This window comes from Micromonospora sp. DSM 43699 (assembly GCF_055517075.1).
The window spans coordinates 93919-108125 of record NZ_JBTMMT010000016.1 but is presented as its reverse complement, the minus strand read 5'-3'; the positions used below and the strand labels follow the sequence as shown (position 1 = coordinate 108125).

Sequence of the window (14207 nt, the reverse complement as noted above, 5' to 3'; positions counted from 1 at the left end):
ACGGTTCGGCACCACCCGACCCCTGCCCAAGATCCTCGACCTGCCCCAACAGGTCTGGATCAACAAACCCGAGCCACAACGACAAGCCGCTTAACTCCCGTTGGCCTCAATCCCTTGACACGTTCCGACCCGCCGTGCCACCACCCGCACCAGTTCGTTGTGCTGCTCCACCGGCAACCCGTCCAGCAGATCGGCGGCCATCCGTAAACCGTCTGACACGTGCCCCGCCCTGATATGCGCCGTAGCCTGATGCAACTGAACCTGCGTCCGCAACCGCTGCTGCGACGACGGATACAGCTCCAACGCCCGCCGCTGCGCCTGATCGGCCGCTCGGAGCTGGCCGGCGAGCGTGTACACCCACGACTCGGTGTGTCGCAGCCGGTGCTCCGGCCAACCCCACAGCGACTCCGCATCCGCCACCACGGCCGCAGGTAGCCGCTCCACTCGATCAGCGAGCAGCCGCACCGTCTCCACCGCCTCCGTATGGCGACCCGCCAACGACAAGGCTTGTGCCCGCCCGGCCAGCAGTCCACAAGCCGCCGCCGACACCCGGCCGTCCAGCAGCGGCAGCGCCTCATCCGACAGGGCCACCACCTGCGAGGCAGAGCGCCTGTCATAGCAGCCGTTCACCACATCCCACGCTCGGGTCAACACCTGCGTCTCCGGGTCCCCGGATTCGTCGGCAACTCGCTGCGCCGTCTGCCACCACCTGCGGGCCATGAACCCCTGCCCGGACGCCACCATGCCCAACGCGACGATCACCGAGAGATGTCCGGCGGCACGCAGCAACGAGGGCCGCCGCTGCCCACGATCTACCGACAGTTGGTGCTGCAATACGGTCACGTCCCGACCCAGTTGGGCCATCACCTGCTGGGGCGGCTGCCTGTAGTAGGCGTGTCCGTACTCGACAACCACCTGCTCCCATTCGTCGAACTCAACGTCTATCGCTGCGCTCAGGCCGTGTCGTAGCGCCTCCCAGCCAATGAGGTGATCGACAGCCGGTGCTGCGGCCAGCGCGCCCATGGTGCCGAGGATGGTACGTCTACGCATGTCGGTGTCGCCTGCCTGCTCCTGCCGGTATGCCTCTACCAGCATCCCGGCGGCGTTCAACTCTCGGTCGCATGCTTCCGCGAACTGGGCAGTGGGGCGGCGTACTCCACGCTCTACCTGCGAAATGTGGCTGTATTGGAAGCATATTCGTACCCCGAACTGCCGCAACGACAGTCCGGCCGCCTCCCGGCGCTGCCTGAGTATGCGCCCGAAAGAGTCCATAAAGCCTCCCAACTGTGTGCAGGCGTGTGTGCACACACTGCACGCCTGCCGTTTGCACAGCCTATCGGCCAGTCTCGACGTGTCAGCGCATGCTACTGGCGGGAATAGGCGCGTCACGCCGCAAACACAGTCGGGACGAGTCCCCACCTACATGCCCGGCGCAGGGGTCAGAACCAAACCTCCGAACGGGGCGGTCTCTGCGCCCTCTGGTTGAGGGCTCTCGGCCGGTTGCTGACAACACCCGGCGTTTGATTTACCTAGAAGGGGATGGCGTTGACCCGTGTCAAGTGGTTCGTTCCTCGGGACGGGCAGCCGTACCAGCCGTTCGGTATCGATCGGGAGGGCCCGGCCACGCTCTACGGTCACAAGGGCGGTTGGAGCCGGACAGACGAGGCGACGGCCGAGGACGTGGCGCGCGACAACCGGCGCTTCTGGGCCAGCCTCAGCCTGCCGGCGCAGGACCCGGCCCGGCCGAGGCGTCGCCGCTGGCGTTGGTGGTCACGCGCATGACCGGCAGCAGCCTTCCCCCGCCCCGGGTCGCCCCCGGCACCCTGCTGCAACTCGACGGCGACGACTGGTCCTTCGGCCGCGACCTGATGCCCGGCACTCACGTCGATGTCGTCCTGGTGCGGCTGCGCACCGACCTCGCGCATCTCAGTGACGAGTGGATGTGGGTCCTCGGCCACCGTCCGCAGTGCGAGTACCCGCACGTGGAGCAGCACCCGCCCTGCCTGGAACTGCGGGTCCGCATCACCGCGCTGCGTCGTTACGGCAGCGCACGATGACCGGCGCCCACGAGAGCGTCCACCCCGGCGCCCGGTACGACTCGGCCCGCAGGACGGTCCTGGGCCACCTCGGCCGCACCTGCTTCGAGTGCCGCGACGACGGGTGCGCGCAGCACCGCTGGGCCGTCGAGGAGCTGCGTCACCACCCGATCGGCCGTGGCCTCCTCGAACGTCACGGCCTCCTCGACCCATCCGACGACCCGACCCAGGAAGGCCAGCAGCGGTGAACCCCTCCCCCGCCGTCGGCGACGAGCACACCCGGCCCGTCCACCACGAACCCGCCCCCGCCCACCCGCCGGCCCGCGCGGTCGCCACCGCCCACCGTCCGCCGCCGCTGATCGCCAACGACTTCCACTTCCTCGCCCACGACGATCGGACCGGGCAGCCGCGCCTGTTCCGCACCGCGTTGTCCCTCGGGCTGGCCGCCGGGCTGCTCATGGAGCTGCACTACGCCGGGCGGATCAGCTTCTCCCGGGGCGCGGTCCACGTCTGGCGGGACGGCCCCACCCCGGCGGACTGGCTGCAACACAAGATCCTCGACCGGATGCTCACCGAACCGCAGGACACCCCCGTCCGGCAGTGGCTGTCGTACCTCGCCACCACCGCCGACGAACAGGTCACCCACCGGATGACGCAGGCCGGTCTGCTGCGCGAGCAGACGACCGGCCCGTGGTGGCGACGGCGCACCGGGGCCGTGCCGACGGACATGAACGCCGCCGCCTGGCCCTGGGCCCGGCTGTCCCAACAGCTCCGCAACCGCCGCGGCCTCCACGAGCACGACGTCCTGCTCGCCGGCCTGGTCGTGCACACCCAACTGGACCTGGCGCTGCTCGACGGTGCCTCCTGGGTCGCCCGCGACTACCTGAGCCTCCTGGTCGAGCAACTGTGGCCGCCCTGGCCCGGCCTGCTCGCCGAACTCGGTGCCGCCGTGGGCGCGGCGGTGCTGAGCCACCGCACCTGAACACGCTCGGGTCACCGACGCCGGTCACGTCCGGGCGGCACGGCGGGAGGTGCGCGCCGGGCCGGCCCCATCGCCTGCCGCAGCAGCACGTCACCGATCAGAGAGAGCTTCGATGACCAGCGCAGCGCCACCTCCGTCGTCGGCGTCCACCAGCAGGGCCCGCCGTTCGACGGTGCGGGTGGGTGTCGGCACCGTTCTGCTGGTCGCAGCCGTCGCTGTGGGGGCCCTCGCCGTGCGGGTGGCCTACGTCGCCGGCCCGGCCGTGGCGGACCCGTCGGCCCCGCTGGGTCACCTGCTCCGGCAGTTGATCGGGTTGTTCATCGAGGCGTCAGTCCTGACCGGAGGTCCGACCTGACCCGCCAACCGTGACCCCGTTTCCCTCTCCCGTTCCGTCCTGTGTAGCCCCATGGAGCGCCACGCATGCCTGTTCCCGTTCTCCGTCCACCCGCACCGGGCACCGGTGTGGTGGCGCGGTCTTCCGCCATGGACTACCACCGGATGGCCCGGCCGTGGGTCACCGCGTGGTGGCGTCCACCACTGGCCGTCGCGGTGGCGCTGGCCCTGGTCGTGACCACCATGGGGGTCACTGCCGTCGTGGGCCGGTCGTTGCCGTCGCTTCCGGTGTTGGGTGGGAACACCGCGTTGGCGTGGTCGTTCGCCGGGATCGCCGCCGCGCTGCCGCTGGTCCTGCTGACGGTCCGCTGGGTCGAACGCCGGCCCGCCGGCACGGTCAGCAGCGTCGCTGGTCGCCTCCGCTGGCGGTGGCTGGCCGTCTGCCTGGCCGCCGCCGCGCCCATCGCCGCGCTGTCCCTCCTCGTCGGGGTCGTCGGGGTCACGACCTCGGCCTCCGCACCACCGTCGGATGCGGGGCCGCCGTGGGTGGGCATCGGCCCCTACCTGGGCACCCTCGCCGTCGTCGGGGCGCTCATGGTCGGGCAGGTCGGCACCGAGGAGTACCTCAGCCGGGGCGTCCTCATGCAGAGCGTCGGCTGGTTCTGCCGCTCACCGTGGCCCGGCATCACCGTCCAGGCCGCCCTGTTCGCCGCGCTCCACGGTGCCGGCACCACGGCAGGATTGGCGGCGACCTTCACGATCGGCGTCGCGCTCGGCTGGCTCACCGTCCGCACCGGCGGGCTCGAAGCCGGCATCGCCTTCCACCTCGCCTACAACGGCACCATCCTGCCCGTCGCCGCCGCCGTCAGCGGCAACGACCCGGCCGCGAACCTGGCCGGTGCGCCCTGGCAGCTCGCCGCCGCCCAGGCCATCGGCGTCCTCGCCTACGCCTCCGTGACCCGCGTCCTGGCCGCCGTCGCACCCGCCGCCCTGTTCCCGCCCCACCCCACCGCCTAGCCCGTCCCGCCCCACCCTCCCGCGCGGAAGAGAGAGCCCATGTCCCCCATCCCACCCGACACCATCTCCGCGACCCTGGCACGCGGCCGACTCGGCATCCCCGCCGTCGTGTTCTTCGTGATCGCCGCCGCCGCGCCGCTGACCGTCGTCGCCGGAGGCGCGACCACCGGGTACGCCGTCACCGGCGTCACCGGCATCCCGGTGGCGTACCTCGTGGTCGCCGCCGTGCTCGCGCTGTTTACGGTCGGCTACGTGGCGATGTCCCGACACATCGTCAACGCCGGAGCGTTCTACACCTACGTCACCCGGGGACTCGGCCGCCCGGCCGGCGTCGCCGCAGCAGCCGTCGCGCTGCTGGCGTACAACGCCATGCAGATCGGCCTGTACGGCGGCTTCGGCGCGGTCCTCGCCCAGGCCCTCCACGACCGATACGGATGGGCCGTCACCTGGTGGCTGTGCGCCCTGGCCGCCTGGGCGGCGGTAGCGGTCCTCGGGGTGCTCCGCATCGACCTCAACGGCAAAGTCCTCGCCGTCATGCTGATCGCCGAATGCGCGGTGGTGGTCGTCTTCGACGCCGTCATGGTCACCCACCCCGCCGCCGGGACCGTCACCGTCGACACCCTCGCCCCGACGCACGTCCTCACCGCCGGCATCGGCGCGGCGCTGGTCACCGCGATCACCGGGTTCGTCGGCTTCGAGGGCACCGTGGTGTTCTCCGAGGAGACGAAGGACCCGCGCCGCACCGTCGCCCGCGCCACCTACCTCGCCGTCACGGTCACCGGCCTGCTCTACGGCCTGTCCGCCTGGGCGATGTCCGTCGCCACCGGCCCCGACCGGATCGTCGACGCCGCCCGCACCGACGGCACCGACCTCATCTTCCACCTGGTCTCCCCGCACCTCGGCGCGAGCGTCGTGACCATCGGCCGGGTCCTCTTCATCACCAGCCTGTTCGCCGCGCTGCTCAGCTTCCACCACACCGTGGCCCGGTACCTGTTCGCCCTCGGCCGGGAACGAGTCGCCCCCGCCCCGTTCGGCCGCACCAGCCGGCGCACGGGTGCGCCGAAGGTCGGCTCGATGACCCAGAGCGGCCTCGCGCTCGCCGTCGGAGTCGGCTACGCGGCAGCCGACGCCGACCCGATCGTGCACCTGTTCTTCTGGGTCACCGTCACCGGCGGACTCGGCGTCCTGATCCTGATGACCGCCACCTCCGCCGCCGTCGTCGGCTACTTCACCCGAACCACCCACCACGAAGGCCACTGGCGGGCCACGGTCGCCCCGCTGACCGCCACGCTGGCGCTGGGCGCGATCCTCACCGTCACCATCCGCGAGTTCGACACCCTACTCGGCGTCGACCCACACTCCCCGCTGCGCTGGCTCTTCCCCGCCGCCTACGCCACCGCCGCGCTCCTCGGCACGGTCTGGGCACTGACCCTACGCACCACCAACCCGCCCGTCTACGCCGCCATCGGCCTCGGCGCGGACAGCCACACCCTGCCCGCGCGCACCCCCGACACCGCCCACCAACCGGCCTGACCCCCACCGGAGCGACCATGACCAACACCAGCACCGTCACCGTACGCCGAGCGACCACCAAGGACGCCGGGCCGCTGATCGCCGTCCTCGCCGAGGCGTTCCACGACGGACCCGTCGCCGACTGGCTGATCCCCGACCCCGCCGACCGCCGCCTGGTCTACTACCGCTACTTCAGCGAGATGTTCCACCACGGCCTGGCGCACGGACACGTCGACACCACCGCCGACCTGTCCGCCGTGGCCATCTGGTACCCCCGGCTCGACCCACCCCAGGGCCACACCCGGGAACGCCAGGAAGCCCTGGAACACGCCACCGGCCCCTACGCGCCGAAGTTCACCCTGATGGAAGCCATGTTCGACGCCTTCCACCCCGACGAGCCACACCACTACCTCGCGTACGTCGCCGTCGACCCGGAACAGCAGAACCGGGGCATCGGCGCGGCCCTGCTCCACCACCACCACCGGCATCTCGACAAACTGGGCCTGCCGGCATACCTGGAGGCCAGCAACACCCGCAACCGGCAGCTCTACCGCCGGCTCGGCTACACCGCCGGCCCACCACTGATCCTGCCCACCGACGGCCTACCGATCTGGCGCATGTGGCGCGGCCGACAAACCCCCACCGGCCGGTCACCGTTCCCACCCGCCCCGCAGCCCCGCCGGTCGACCCGGTGAACCCGATGGCCGAGATCCGGCACGCGCAACCCGGCGACGTACCCACGATCACCGCCCTACTCGTCGAGGCCATCACCGACGACCCCGTCGCCGAATGGCTGGTGCCCGACCCCGCCGAGCGGCAGACCGTCTTCCACGGCCTGCTGGCCATGGAGATCGACCACGCCATCGAGTGGGGCCACGTCGACGTCCCCCTCGACCTGACCGCAGTCGCGGTATGGCACCGCCACCCCCTCCCCGACACCGCCGTGCTCACCGACCACCACCTGGACGTCTTCGCCGGCCGCGCGCTGCCCCGCTTCCGGCAGCTCCACACACTCGTCCGCAGCTACCGATCCGACGCACCGCACCACTGGCTGTCCCGGCTCCACGTCACCCCCACCCGACGGGGACAGGGCATCGGCGGACACCTGCTCGACCGGCACCACCACCGTGTCGACCGGCTCGGCGACCCCTACGACACGGTCGTGACGACGGAGGCGACCCGGGACTTCCTGCGCGGCCACGGCTACCGCGCCGGCCTGCCGCTGCACCTGCCCAGCGGGCCCCGGCTCTGGCCCCTGCACCGCACCGGCCACAGCCACCCGGCCACCGACAAAACGACCGCAGCAGGGCCATCCACCTGACCGCCCGGCCCCGGGGCCGTCTCCGCGCGGCGACGGCCCCGGCACGTTCGCCCGGCGTCCGGGCCTCGCCTACAGGGTCACCGCCGACAGGTCCTCCGTCACCCTCGTCATCGACGCGCGCACCGGTGACCTGCTCGCCGCCCACGAGCTGGTGACCGGGCGACGATCCGGTCTCTTCTCGTACCTCCTGGTGGCACAGCGCCGACATCGCCCCGTTCGGCGACCCGGGCACCACCCCGGCACCGTTGACGCCGCAGTCCGGCGTCAACCGGGCGGCAGCGCGGGTTCGACCATCGCCGCGACGAGCGCGGCCACCGGTACGGTCGCGAAACCGACCCGGGCGTCGCTGGCCCCGTACGGCAGCCAGAGCAGGCCGGCGTGCACGAGCGCGCCGCAGGAGTAGACGACGTTCGGCACGTACCCGTCGCGCTCGGTCTCGTCGGGGGCCAGCAGCGCGCCGGGCAGTTCGGCGACGACCCGCTCCGGGCGGTGCAGGTCGAGCAGGAGCGCGCCGATGGCGTACCGGCGCATCGGGCCGACACCGTGGGTGAGCACGAGCCATCCCGCGTCCGTCTCGACGGGTGAACCGCAGTTGCCGACCTGGATCAGCTCCCAGCCCCGGCGGGGGGCGTGCAGTGCTACCGGCCGCTGCCACCGGTTGTCGCCGTCCAGGCTGGTCAGGCCGATGGTCTCCCCGTCGGCACGGCACAGCGCGAGGTGCCGGCCGCCGACCGTACGGGGAAACAGCGCGACCCCCTTGTTGCGGACGCCCGGACCACGCATCGGGGTGATCTCGAAGCGTCGCAGGTCGGTGCTGCTCAGGGCCCGGGTGGCGATGCGTTGCCCGTCGTACGCGGTGTAGGTGGCCCGGTACACCGGTCCCGACTCGTCGACGAACCTGACGAACCGGGCGTCCTCCATCCCGTTCCGCTCGTCCGGGGTGGCCGGCCAGAGCACCCGTTGCGGCAGTCCGCTGTCGGCGGGGAACTCGACGGCGTAGCTGGCCGAACCGGCCCGTCTCAGGTGGGCGACGGTGGCCGGGGCGGTGCTCCGGGACAGCAGGTCGGCCGGCAGGTCGGCGATGACCCGGTCGAGCACTGCCTCGTCGTAGCGGGCGGGCAGGGCGTCCAGCACGGTGGCGGACACCTCGTCGTCGCAGTCGATCTCGGCGAGCCCGGCGGCGAGCAGATCGCGGCGGTGCCGCAGCGGAACCCGCCGGCCCACTGTCAGCGGGCCGGGCCGGGCGTCGACGGTCAACTGGTCGCCGGGCCCGAGCACGGCGTCGGCGAACCCGATCGACGACAGGTGCCCCTCGCCGATCTGGCGCAGGCTGATCGCGACCCGGAGCTGACCCGCCGCCAGCCCGCCCTGGTCGGGGTGGACCACCATGGACGGGTTGCACAACGCGGCGGACTCCACCGCGTACTCGTGGCTGAAGTAGGCGCCGACCAGCAGGCGGGTCGCCGGGTCCAGGTCCCGGGACCGGGAGGCCCGGTGCCGGACCAGGTCGTGGTGGTGGTGGAAGGTGCGATCCAGGTCCCGGTGCCGGTCGCCGAAACGGTGCCGGGCGTCCCGCAGCAGCCGGTCGGTCTCCTCGGCGTCGAGTCGGCAGATCCGGTCGATGAGCGCCTGCGCCCGGGTGCGGGCCACGGCCGCGTCCTCGCCGGGGACGAAGAGCCTGACGACGACCCGGCCCGGGTCGGGGCGCAGGGTGAGGTCCCGCCGGACGACCGGGGGTCCGGTCACGACCACCGCCGGGCGTGCTGCAGGGTGGAGATGAGCGCGAGGGTCGACTCGGCACCCTGGTTGAGGTTGGGTCCGTGCCGGGTCAACCCGTCGTAGCCACCGCCGGTGGCCGGGTCCCACATCGGGGTGCCGACGTCGTTGTCACCGAGGAACCACCCGACGGCCTGCCGCACACCGGTCTCCCAGCCGGCGTCACCGGTGACGGTGGCGGCGGTGGCACAGGCGTCGGCGAAGGCGGCCACCTCGAGCGGCTGCTGGTCGTGGCGCAGCCGCACCGCGCCACGTTCCCAACCCCCGGCCGGCACGACAGACAGCCGCCCGTCGCGCAGTTGGACGTCGCGCAGCCAGGCCAGCATCCGCAGGCCGTTGTCGAGCAGCGGTCCGTCGTGCCGTAGCTGGCTGGCCGCGATCACGACCTCGGCGAGAGCCGCACTGGCGTAGCTCAGCCGCGGCTGCGGCCAGGGCCAGCCCGGATCGGCCGGCGGAGCACCGATCGAGGTGGCCGCGTCGGACAGCAGCGCGGCGGCGACCGCGTGGCTGGGGTGACGGCGCAGCACCTCGACGGCACCGAGCGCGGCGAAGGCCATGGCGTGCGGGGCCGGGCTGCGACGCACGGCTCCCGTGCTGAAGGCGACCAGCGCCTCCTCCCGGATCCAGGGTGCCGGGCTGCGGGCCACCGCGGTGCCCAGCCCCCACAGCGCCCGTCCCCACCAGTCGCCGAGGCCGGGCTGGTCGGCCCAGTGCCGGTCGAGGCCGAGCCGGTTGTGGAAGGCGCCCCGGGAGTTCTGCGCGTGGGTCAGGAAGGCGAGGTAACACTCCGCGAGCCGGAGCACCGCGCCGGTCGGCTCCGGCTCACGGCTGGTGACGACGAGGCCGCGGGCGACGTCGTCGGTGCAGTAGCCGTGCCGCCGCCGCACGATGGCGTGCCGGGCGTGTTCGAACAGCCCGGTGTCGTCGCTCAACCGGGCGAGGTGGGCGAAGCTCGGTGCGGGCGTGGCCGCTCGGTGGGCGGCGGACGGGCTGCCGGCCGGTGGACCGGCCCGGCCGACGGTCGCGGTCACGCCGACACCCCGCTGACCACGGGCGGCCCGGTGGCGGTGAGCCGGTCGGCGAGGGCCGCGTACCGGGCCGCCACCGCCGGCCAGCGCAGCTCGGCGGCCACCGGTCGACGCCGGCCGGCGAGTCGGGCCGCCAGGCCCGACTCCGTCAGGATGCGCCGGACCGCCGTCGCCAGGGCCGTCGGGTCCGCATAGGGTACGACAAGACCGGGCCCGCCGGTGAGCAGCTCCACGGCGTGCGGGAACGGGGTGGCCACGACGGGAATCCCGGCGGCCACCGCCTCGACGAGCACGCCGGAGGTGACCTGCTCGCGGGAGTCGTACGGGAGCAGGACCACGTCGGCGGAGCGGATCAGCGCGCCGAGCGTGGCCGAGTCGTGGTAGACCGCCTGGTAGTCCACGGTGTGCGCGACACCCAGTTGCGCGCCGAGTTGGTGCAGGCCCGCCCGGTAACGCTCGCCCTGCTGCTCGATCACCTTGGGGTGGGTGCGGCCCGCGACGGTGAAGGTGGGGGTCGGTTCCAGGTCCTGCAACCGGGCCAGCGCCCGCAACGACCACTCGATGCCCTTGCCGGGGCCGAGCAACCCCCAGGTGAGCAGGTGCGGGCGGGTGCGGCGCGGGCCGGACCCGCCGACCGGGTCGGCGGTGCCGTGCGGGATGACGGTGACCCTGGTCGGGTCCACGGCGTAACCGACGAGCAGCCGGTCCCGGGCGGTGTCGGTCATCGTGACGACCGCCGCCGCCTCGGCGACGATCTGCTCCAGCAGGGACCTCTGCCGGGGGGTGGGCTGACGCAACACGGTGTGCAGGACCACGATGCTCGGCACGTCGAGCCGGCGCAGCAGCGGCAGGAGGTCCCGGCCGTCGACGCCCGGATAGATGCCGTACTCGTGCTGGACGACGGCGATGTCGTAGGTGTTCAGGGCGGCGGCGGCTTCCCGCCAGCCACCCGGGGTCCGCGCCGACCAGGTGTGCACCACGCCGGGCGGGGTGGCCCCCTGGTCGTCGGTGCCGTCGGTGACCCGGACGACGCCGGGTGCGCCGCCCCCGGTCAGGTGCGCGGCCAGCGCGGCGTTGAAGGTGGCCAGGCCGCACCGGGTCGGTGGGTGGGTGCTGAGGAAGCCGTAGCGGAGCATGGGTCGGGACCTTCCGATTGTCGGCCACTGCCCGGGGTGACGGGCGCGACGCGGGCCGGTGGGTGTCGCCGGGGAAAAAGGTGGGCCGGGCACGGGATCGGCCGGGCGGCGGACGTCGGCCGGTCAGCGCCTTCCGCGCCGGGGCGAGCCGATGAGCTGTTCGTAGACGGCCAGGTAGTCGGTGACCATCCGGTCCGCGCCGAAGCGCAGCCGGGCCCGTTCCCGGCAGCCGGCCCGGTCGATTCGCCCGATCCCGGCGACTGCGGCGGCGGCCTGCGCGACGGTGTGCACGAGCGACCCGGTGACCCCCTCGTCGACGACCTCCGGCATCGATCCCCGCGCGAACGCCACGACGGGTGTGCCGCACGCCATCGACTCCACCACCGACAGTCCGAACGGCTCGTCGAAGGCGATCGGGTGGAGCAGGGCGGCGCTGACGCCGAGGATCTCCGCGCGGCGGCGGGGGCCCACCGAGCCGAGGAAGACGACCTGTTCGCCGTCGATGTGCGGGGCCACCTGTTCGGCGAAGTACCGCTCGTCCTGCACGATGCCGCAGATGGTCAGGGGCCGGCCGGCCAGCCGGGCGATCTCGATGGCGGTGTGGGTGCCCTTGTCCGGGTGGATCCGGCCGAAGACGACCAGCCCCGGGCCGGCCTGCGGGCTGAACGGCAGCGCGGTGAGGTCCACCCCGTGGTGCACGGTCGCGACGTAGTCGAGCCCGGCGGCCCGGTCCGCGTCGGAGATCGACACGTACGACGAGCGGGCCCGGGCGTACGCGGGCAGGATGCCGGCGCCGGAGAAACCGTGGACTGTGGTGAGCAGCGGTGCGCGGCAGTGCTCGGCGAAGGCGAGCGGCAACCAGTCGAGGTGGCTGTGCACCAGGTCGAACTCCGCCGCGCGGGCGAACGCGTGGGAGACGTGCATCGCCTCCCAGACCCGTCCGTCCATCGACGGGTCGTCGGCGTACCCGCGGGGGCACACCCCGTCGAGAGCGGCGGAGGTGACCGAGTCCAGCGTCGCGAAGAGGGTCACGTCCACGCCGCGGGTGGTCAGGCCCTCGGCGAGCAGGCCGGTCACCTGCTCCCAGGGGCCGTAGTGGTGCGGCGGGGTCCGCCAGGCGACCGGCCCGAGCAGGGCCAGTCTCACGGGGACGGCGCGTCGGCGAGCGCGGCCGGATCGAGTCGCAGGGTCGCGAGGAGACCGACGTGCTTGGCCGGGTCGACCCACTCCGGTAGTTCCCGTTCGACCCAGGTGGCTCTGGCCGGCTGGCCCCGCTCCCGTAGGGCTTCGACGATCCGGTGCCTGGCGATCCTCATCGGGTGCTCCCTCATGAAGCCGTGGGGGTGTTCGTGGACCCTTCGGCGTGCGGAAGGGGGCGTGACGGCCGTCCTCGCTGGTACGGGTGTCACGTCGGCCGGCCGGGCGGGGGCGGGGTGACAGGTCCGCGTGACGACGGTGCCGGCCGCCGGGCGGCCGGAACGCGGAGGACGTCGTCGCGGTGATCATCATGGATCAGGCCCGTCAGGCCGGCTACGGCGAACTGGCGGGGCCACCGGGGACCCGAGCGACAACGCCACCGTACGCCTCATCCGGCAGGAAGACACCATGGTGGCCGGCGAACCACCGCCCCGGGTGACCCGACAGGTGCCTGGACACTCCGTCCGTGTCAGGCGGAGGCGGCCGGTTCGGCGGATCCGGTCGTCGCGCCGTCACCCGATCCGGGTGACGGGGTGGCGGTGGGTCGGGCGTCGCCCCCCGCCTCCAACCGGCGGACGTCCCGACTGGCCAGCATGCCCAGCACGGCCAGCGCGACCGCCGCCGCGAGGATCAGCAGCGTGTCGCGGGTGCCGATCGCCGCAGCGACCGGCCCGACCGTCACCTGGCCCAGCGGGATGGCCACGAACGAACCCAACATGTCGTACGAGTAGACCCGGGCCAGCCGGTCGGCCGGGATGTGCTGCGCGATCGACGTCTCCCAGGCCACCGAGAACTGCTCCACGGCGATCCCGACCGTCACCCCGGCCGCCACCAGCACCCCGATGGTCGGTTTCAGGGCCAGCCCCAGCAGGAGCGCCGACTCGGCGAACATGCAGGCCACCCCGAGCAGCAGCAGTCGGCGTACCCGGATGCGCAGCGCGACGACGCCGCCGACGACCATCCCGACGGTCTGCGCCGCCAGCACCAGGCCCCAGCCGCTGCGGCCGATCGTGCCGTCGGCGACGGCCGGACCGAGCACGTTCACCCCACCGGCGAGCGTCCCGTTGAGCACCATGAAGCCGAGCACCACCACCCAGACCCAGGTCCGCGCGACGAACTCGGACCACCCCTCCCGCAGATCGGCGACGATGCCCATCCGGGCGGCGCCGGCCCGCGCGGCGGGGACCCGGACCCCGGTGAAGGCCACCGCCGCGACGGCGAAGGTGAACGCGTCGACGGCGAGACCCCAGCCGGGCCCGACCGCGGCGACCAGCAGGCCACCGAGCGCCGCGCCGCCGATCATGCCGGTGTTCATGCCGAGCCGGAGGATCGCGTTCGCGGGCTGGATCAGCTCCGCCGGCACGGTCTGCGGTGTCACGGCGGCCGATGCGGGTTGGGCCAGTGCGCTCACCACCCCGTTGGCCGCACCGAGCGCCAGCAGCAGAGGGATCGTCGCCGTGCCGGTGAGGACCAGGGTGGCCACCGTGGCCTGGGTCAGCGCACCGAGCAGGTTGGAGCCGACCAGCACCAGCCGACGCGGGACCCGGTCGGCCAGCACGCCGCCGAAGAGCACGAACAGCACGTTCATCAGCGATCGCGCGCCGACGACCAGACCCAGGTCCCGCACCGACCCGGTCAGGTCGAGCACGGCGAAGGCCAGCGCGACCGGGGCGACCGCGTTGCCCACCATGTTGACCAGCCGGCCGGCGGCCAGGTATCGGAAGGCGGCGTACCGCAGCGGGGCGAACATGATCTCCCTCTGGAGCAGACGCGTGACCGACCCGCGCACCCTAACCAACAACGTCGGCCGGCGGGGTACGGCGGATCGATCTGTCGATGGCGGAGGCTGGGCCGGCCGACGTCGAGAGG

Annotated in this window: 16 protein-coding genes and 1 pseudogene; 9 read left to right on the top strand and 8 right to left on the bottom strand. The window is 72.9% G+C overall.

Translation table 11 applies throughout. The features are described from left to right. Positions 1–90 precede the first annotated feature (90 nt). Both AC0AIB_RS11415 and AC0AIB_RS11410 read right to left on the bottom strand, forming a co-directional pair. Entirely contained in the window at positions 91–1023 is a 933-nt protein-coding gene (locus tag AC0AIB_RS11415; protein WP_465096571.1) for an XRE family transcriptional regulator, read from the bottom strand. A 78-nt stretch (positions 1024–1101) separates the two neighbouring features. Next, positions 1102–1272: pseudogene (locus tag AC0AIB_RS11410) on the bottom strand (helix-turn-helix domain-containing protein); the annotation flags it as partial. Between the two features lie 267 nt (positions 1273–1539). On the opposite strand from AC0AIB_RS11410, the gene AC0AIB_RS11405 reads away from it, so the two are divergent. The 9 genes from AC0AIB_RS11405 to AC0AIB_RS11365 all read left to right on the top strand — a co-directional run bounded on the left by AC0AIB_RS11405 (position 1540) and on the right by AC0AIB_RS11365 (position 7201). Beyond that, positions 1540–1782 carry a hypothetical protein gene (locus AC0AIB_RS11405; protein ID WP_465096568.1) on the top strand — a complete coding sequence of 81 codons (243 nt, stop codon included), beginning with the start codon at positions 1540–1542 and terminating at the stop codon, positions 1780–1782. Next, entirely contained in the window at positions 1779–2057 is a 279-nt protein-coding gene (locus AC0AIB_RS11400) for a hypothetical protein (RefSeq protein WP_328347854.1), read from the top strand. The genes AC0AIB_RS11405 and AC0AIB_RS11400 overlap by 4 nt, the downstream gene beginning before the upstream one ends. Continuing rightward, positions 2054–2284 (top strand): hypothetical protein, encoded by a 231-nt coding sequence (locus AC0AIB_RS11395; RefSeq protein WP_328347856.1) that lies wholly within the window; start codon positions 2054–2056, stop codon positions 2282–2284. Before AC0AIB_RS11400 ends, AC0AIB_RS11395 begins: the two co-directional genes overlap by 4 nt. Beyond that, entirely contained in the window at positions 2281–3018 is a 738-nt protein-coding gene (locus AC0AIB_RS11390; protein ID WP_328347858.1) for a GOLPH3/VPS74 family protein, read from the top strand. The genes AC0AIB_RS11395 and AC0AIB_RS11390 overlap by 4 nt, the downstream gene beginning before the upstream one ends. A gap of 112 nt (positions 3019–3130) precedes the next feature. Next, entirely contained in the window at positions 3131–3373 is a 243-nt protein-coding gene (locus tag AC0AIB_RS11385) for a hypothetical protein (RefSeq protein ID WP_465096567.1), read from the top strand. 65 nt (positions 3374–3438) lie between these two features. Beyond that, a complete protein-coding gene (locus AC0AIB_RS11380) occupies positions 3439–4368 on the top strand; it encodes a CPBP family intramembrane glutamic endopeptidase (protein ID WP_328347863.1) in 930 nt (309 codons plus the stop codon). A 39-nt stretch (positions 4369–4407) separates the two neighbouring features. Beyond that, complete coding sequence (locus AC0AIB_RS11375) at positions 4408–5901, top strand: APC family permease (protein WP_465096566.1); 1494 nt, start codon at positions 4408–4410, stop codon at positions 5899–5901. Between the two features lie 17 nt (positions 5902–5918). Then, a complete protein-coding gene (locus AC0AIB_RS11370) occupies positions 5919–6575 on the top strand; it encodes a GNAT family N-acetyltransferase (protein ID WP_465096565.1) in 657 nt (218 codons plus the stop codon). Positions 6576–6580: 5 nt separating this feature from the next. Next, positions 6581–7201 carry a hypothetical protein gene (locus tag AC0AIB_RS11365; RefSeq protein WP_465096564.1) on the top strand — a complete coding sequence of 207 codons (621 nt, stop codon included), beginning with the start codon at positions 6581–6583 and terminating at the stop codon, positions 7199–7201. A 264-nt stretch (positions 7202–7465) separates the two neighbouring features. Here AC0AIB_RS11365 and AC0AIB_RS11360 read toward each other — a convergent pair whose 3' ends face one another. From AC0AIB_RS11360 to AC0AIB_RS11335, 6 genes are all read right to left on the bottom strand, one after another. Beyond that, positions 7466–8947 (bottom strand): glycoside hydrolase family 130 protein, encoded by a 1482-nt coding sequence (locus AC0AIB_RS11360; protein WP_465096563.1) that lies wholly within the window; start codon positions 8945–8947, stop codon positions 7466–7468. Next, positions 8944–10008, bottom strand: coding sequence for a glycosyltransferase (locus AC0AIB_RS11355; RefSeq protein WP_465096562.1), 1065 nt, complete (start codon positions 10006–10008; stop codon positions 8944–8946). The genes AC0AIB_RS11360 and AC0AIB_RS11355 overlap by 4 nt, the downstream gene beginning before the upstream one ends. Next, on the bottom strand, positions 10005–11141 hold the full coding sequence (locus AC0AIB_RS11350; RefSeq protein WP_465096561.1) for a glycosyltransferase: 1137 nt from the start codon (positions 11139–11141) through the stop codon (positions 10005–10007). Before AC0AIB_RS11350 ends, AC0AIB_RS11355 begins: the two co-directional genes overlap by 4 nt. Positions 11142–11264: 123 nt before the next feature. Further along, positions 11265–12287 carry a glycosyltransferase family 4 protein gene (locus AC0AIB_RS11345; protein ID WP_328347874.1) on the bottom strand — a complete coding sequence of 341 codons (1023 nt, stop codon included), beginning with the start codon at positions 12285–12287 and terminating at the stop codon, positions 11265–11267. Further along, a complete protein-coding gene (locus AC0AIB_RS11340; protein ID WP_328347875.1) occupies positions 12284–12457 on the bottom strand; it encodes a hypothetical protein in 174 nt (57 codons plus the stop codon). Before AC0AIB_RS11340 ends, AC0AIB_RS11345 begins: the two co-directional genes overlap by 4 nt. Before the next feature lie 350 nt (positions 12458–12807). Further along, a complete protein-coding gene (locus AC0AIB_RS11335) occupies positions 12808–14088 on the bottom strand; it encodes an MFS transporter (RefSeq protein ID WP_465096560.1) in 1281 nt (426 codons plus the stop codon). Positions 14089–14207: the final 119 nt, after the last annotated feature.

Coding starts and splice junctions, on each gene's coding strand:
- AC0AIB_RS11350 (WP_465096561.1), bottom strand. CDS start 11,141: ATGCTCCGCTACGGCTTCCTCAGCACCCACCCACCGACCCGGTGCGGC.
- AC0AIB_RS11400 (WP_328347854.1), top strand. CDS start 1,779: ATGACCGGCAGCAGCCTTCCCCCGCCCCGGGTCGCCCCCGGCACCCTG.
- AC0AIB_RS11365 (WP_465096564.1), top strand. CDS start 6,581: ATGGCCGAGATCCGGCACGCGCAACCCGGCGACGTACCCACGATCACC.
- AC0AIB_RS11415 (WP_465096571.1), bottom strand. CDS start 1,023: ATGGGCGCGCTGGCCGCAGCACCGGCTGTCGATCACCTCATTGGCTGG.
- AC0AIB_RS11380 (WP_328347863.1), top strand. CDS start 3,439: ATGCCTGTTCCCGTTCTCCGTCCACCCGCACCGGGCACCGGTGTGGTG.
- AC0AIB_RS11385 (WP_465096567.1), top strand. CDS start 3,131: ATGACCAGCGCAGCGCCACCTCCGTCGTCGGCGTCCACCAGCAGGGCC.
- AC0AIB_RS11370 (WP_465096565.1), top strand. CDS start 5,919: ATGACCAACACCAGCACCGTCACCGTACGCCGAGCGACCACCAAGGAC.
- AC0AIB_RS11375 (WP_465096566.1), top strand. CDS start 4,408: ATGTCCCCCATCCCACCCGACACCATCTCCGCGACCCTGGCACGCGGC.
- AC0AIB_RS11340 (WP_328347875.1), bottom strand. CDS start 12,457: ATGAGGATCGCCAGGCACCGGATCGTCGAAGCCCTACGGGAGCGGGGC.
- AC0AIB_RS11335 (WP_465096560.1), bottom strand. CDS start 14,088: ATGTTCGCCCCGCTGCGGTACGCCGCCTTCCGATACCTGGCCGCCGGC.
- AC0AIB_RS11405 (WP_465096568.1), top strand. CDS start 1,540: ATGGCGTTGACCCGTGTCAAGTGGTTCGTTCCTCGGGACGGGCAGCCG.
- AC0AIB_RS11395 (WP_328347856.1), top strand. CDS start 2,054: ATGACCGGCGCCCACGAGAGCGTCCACCCCGGCGCCCGGTACGACTCG.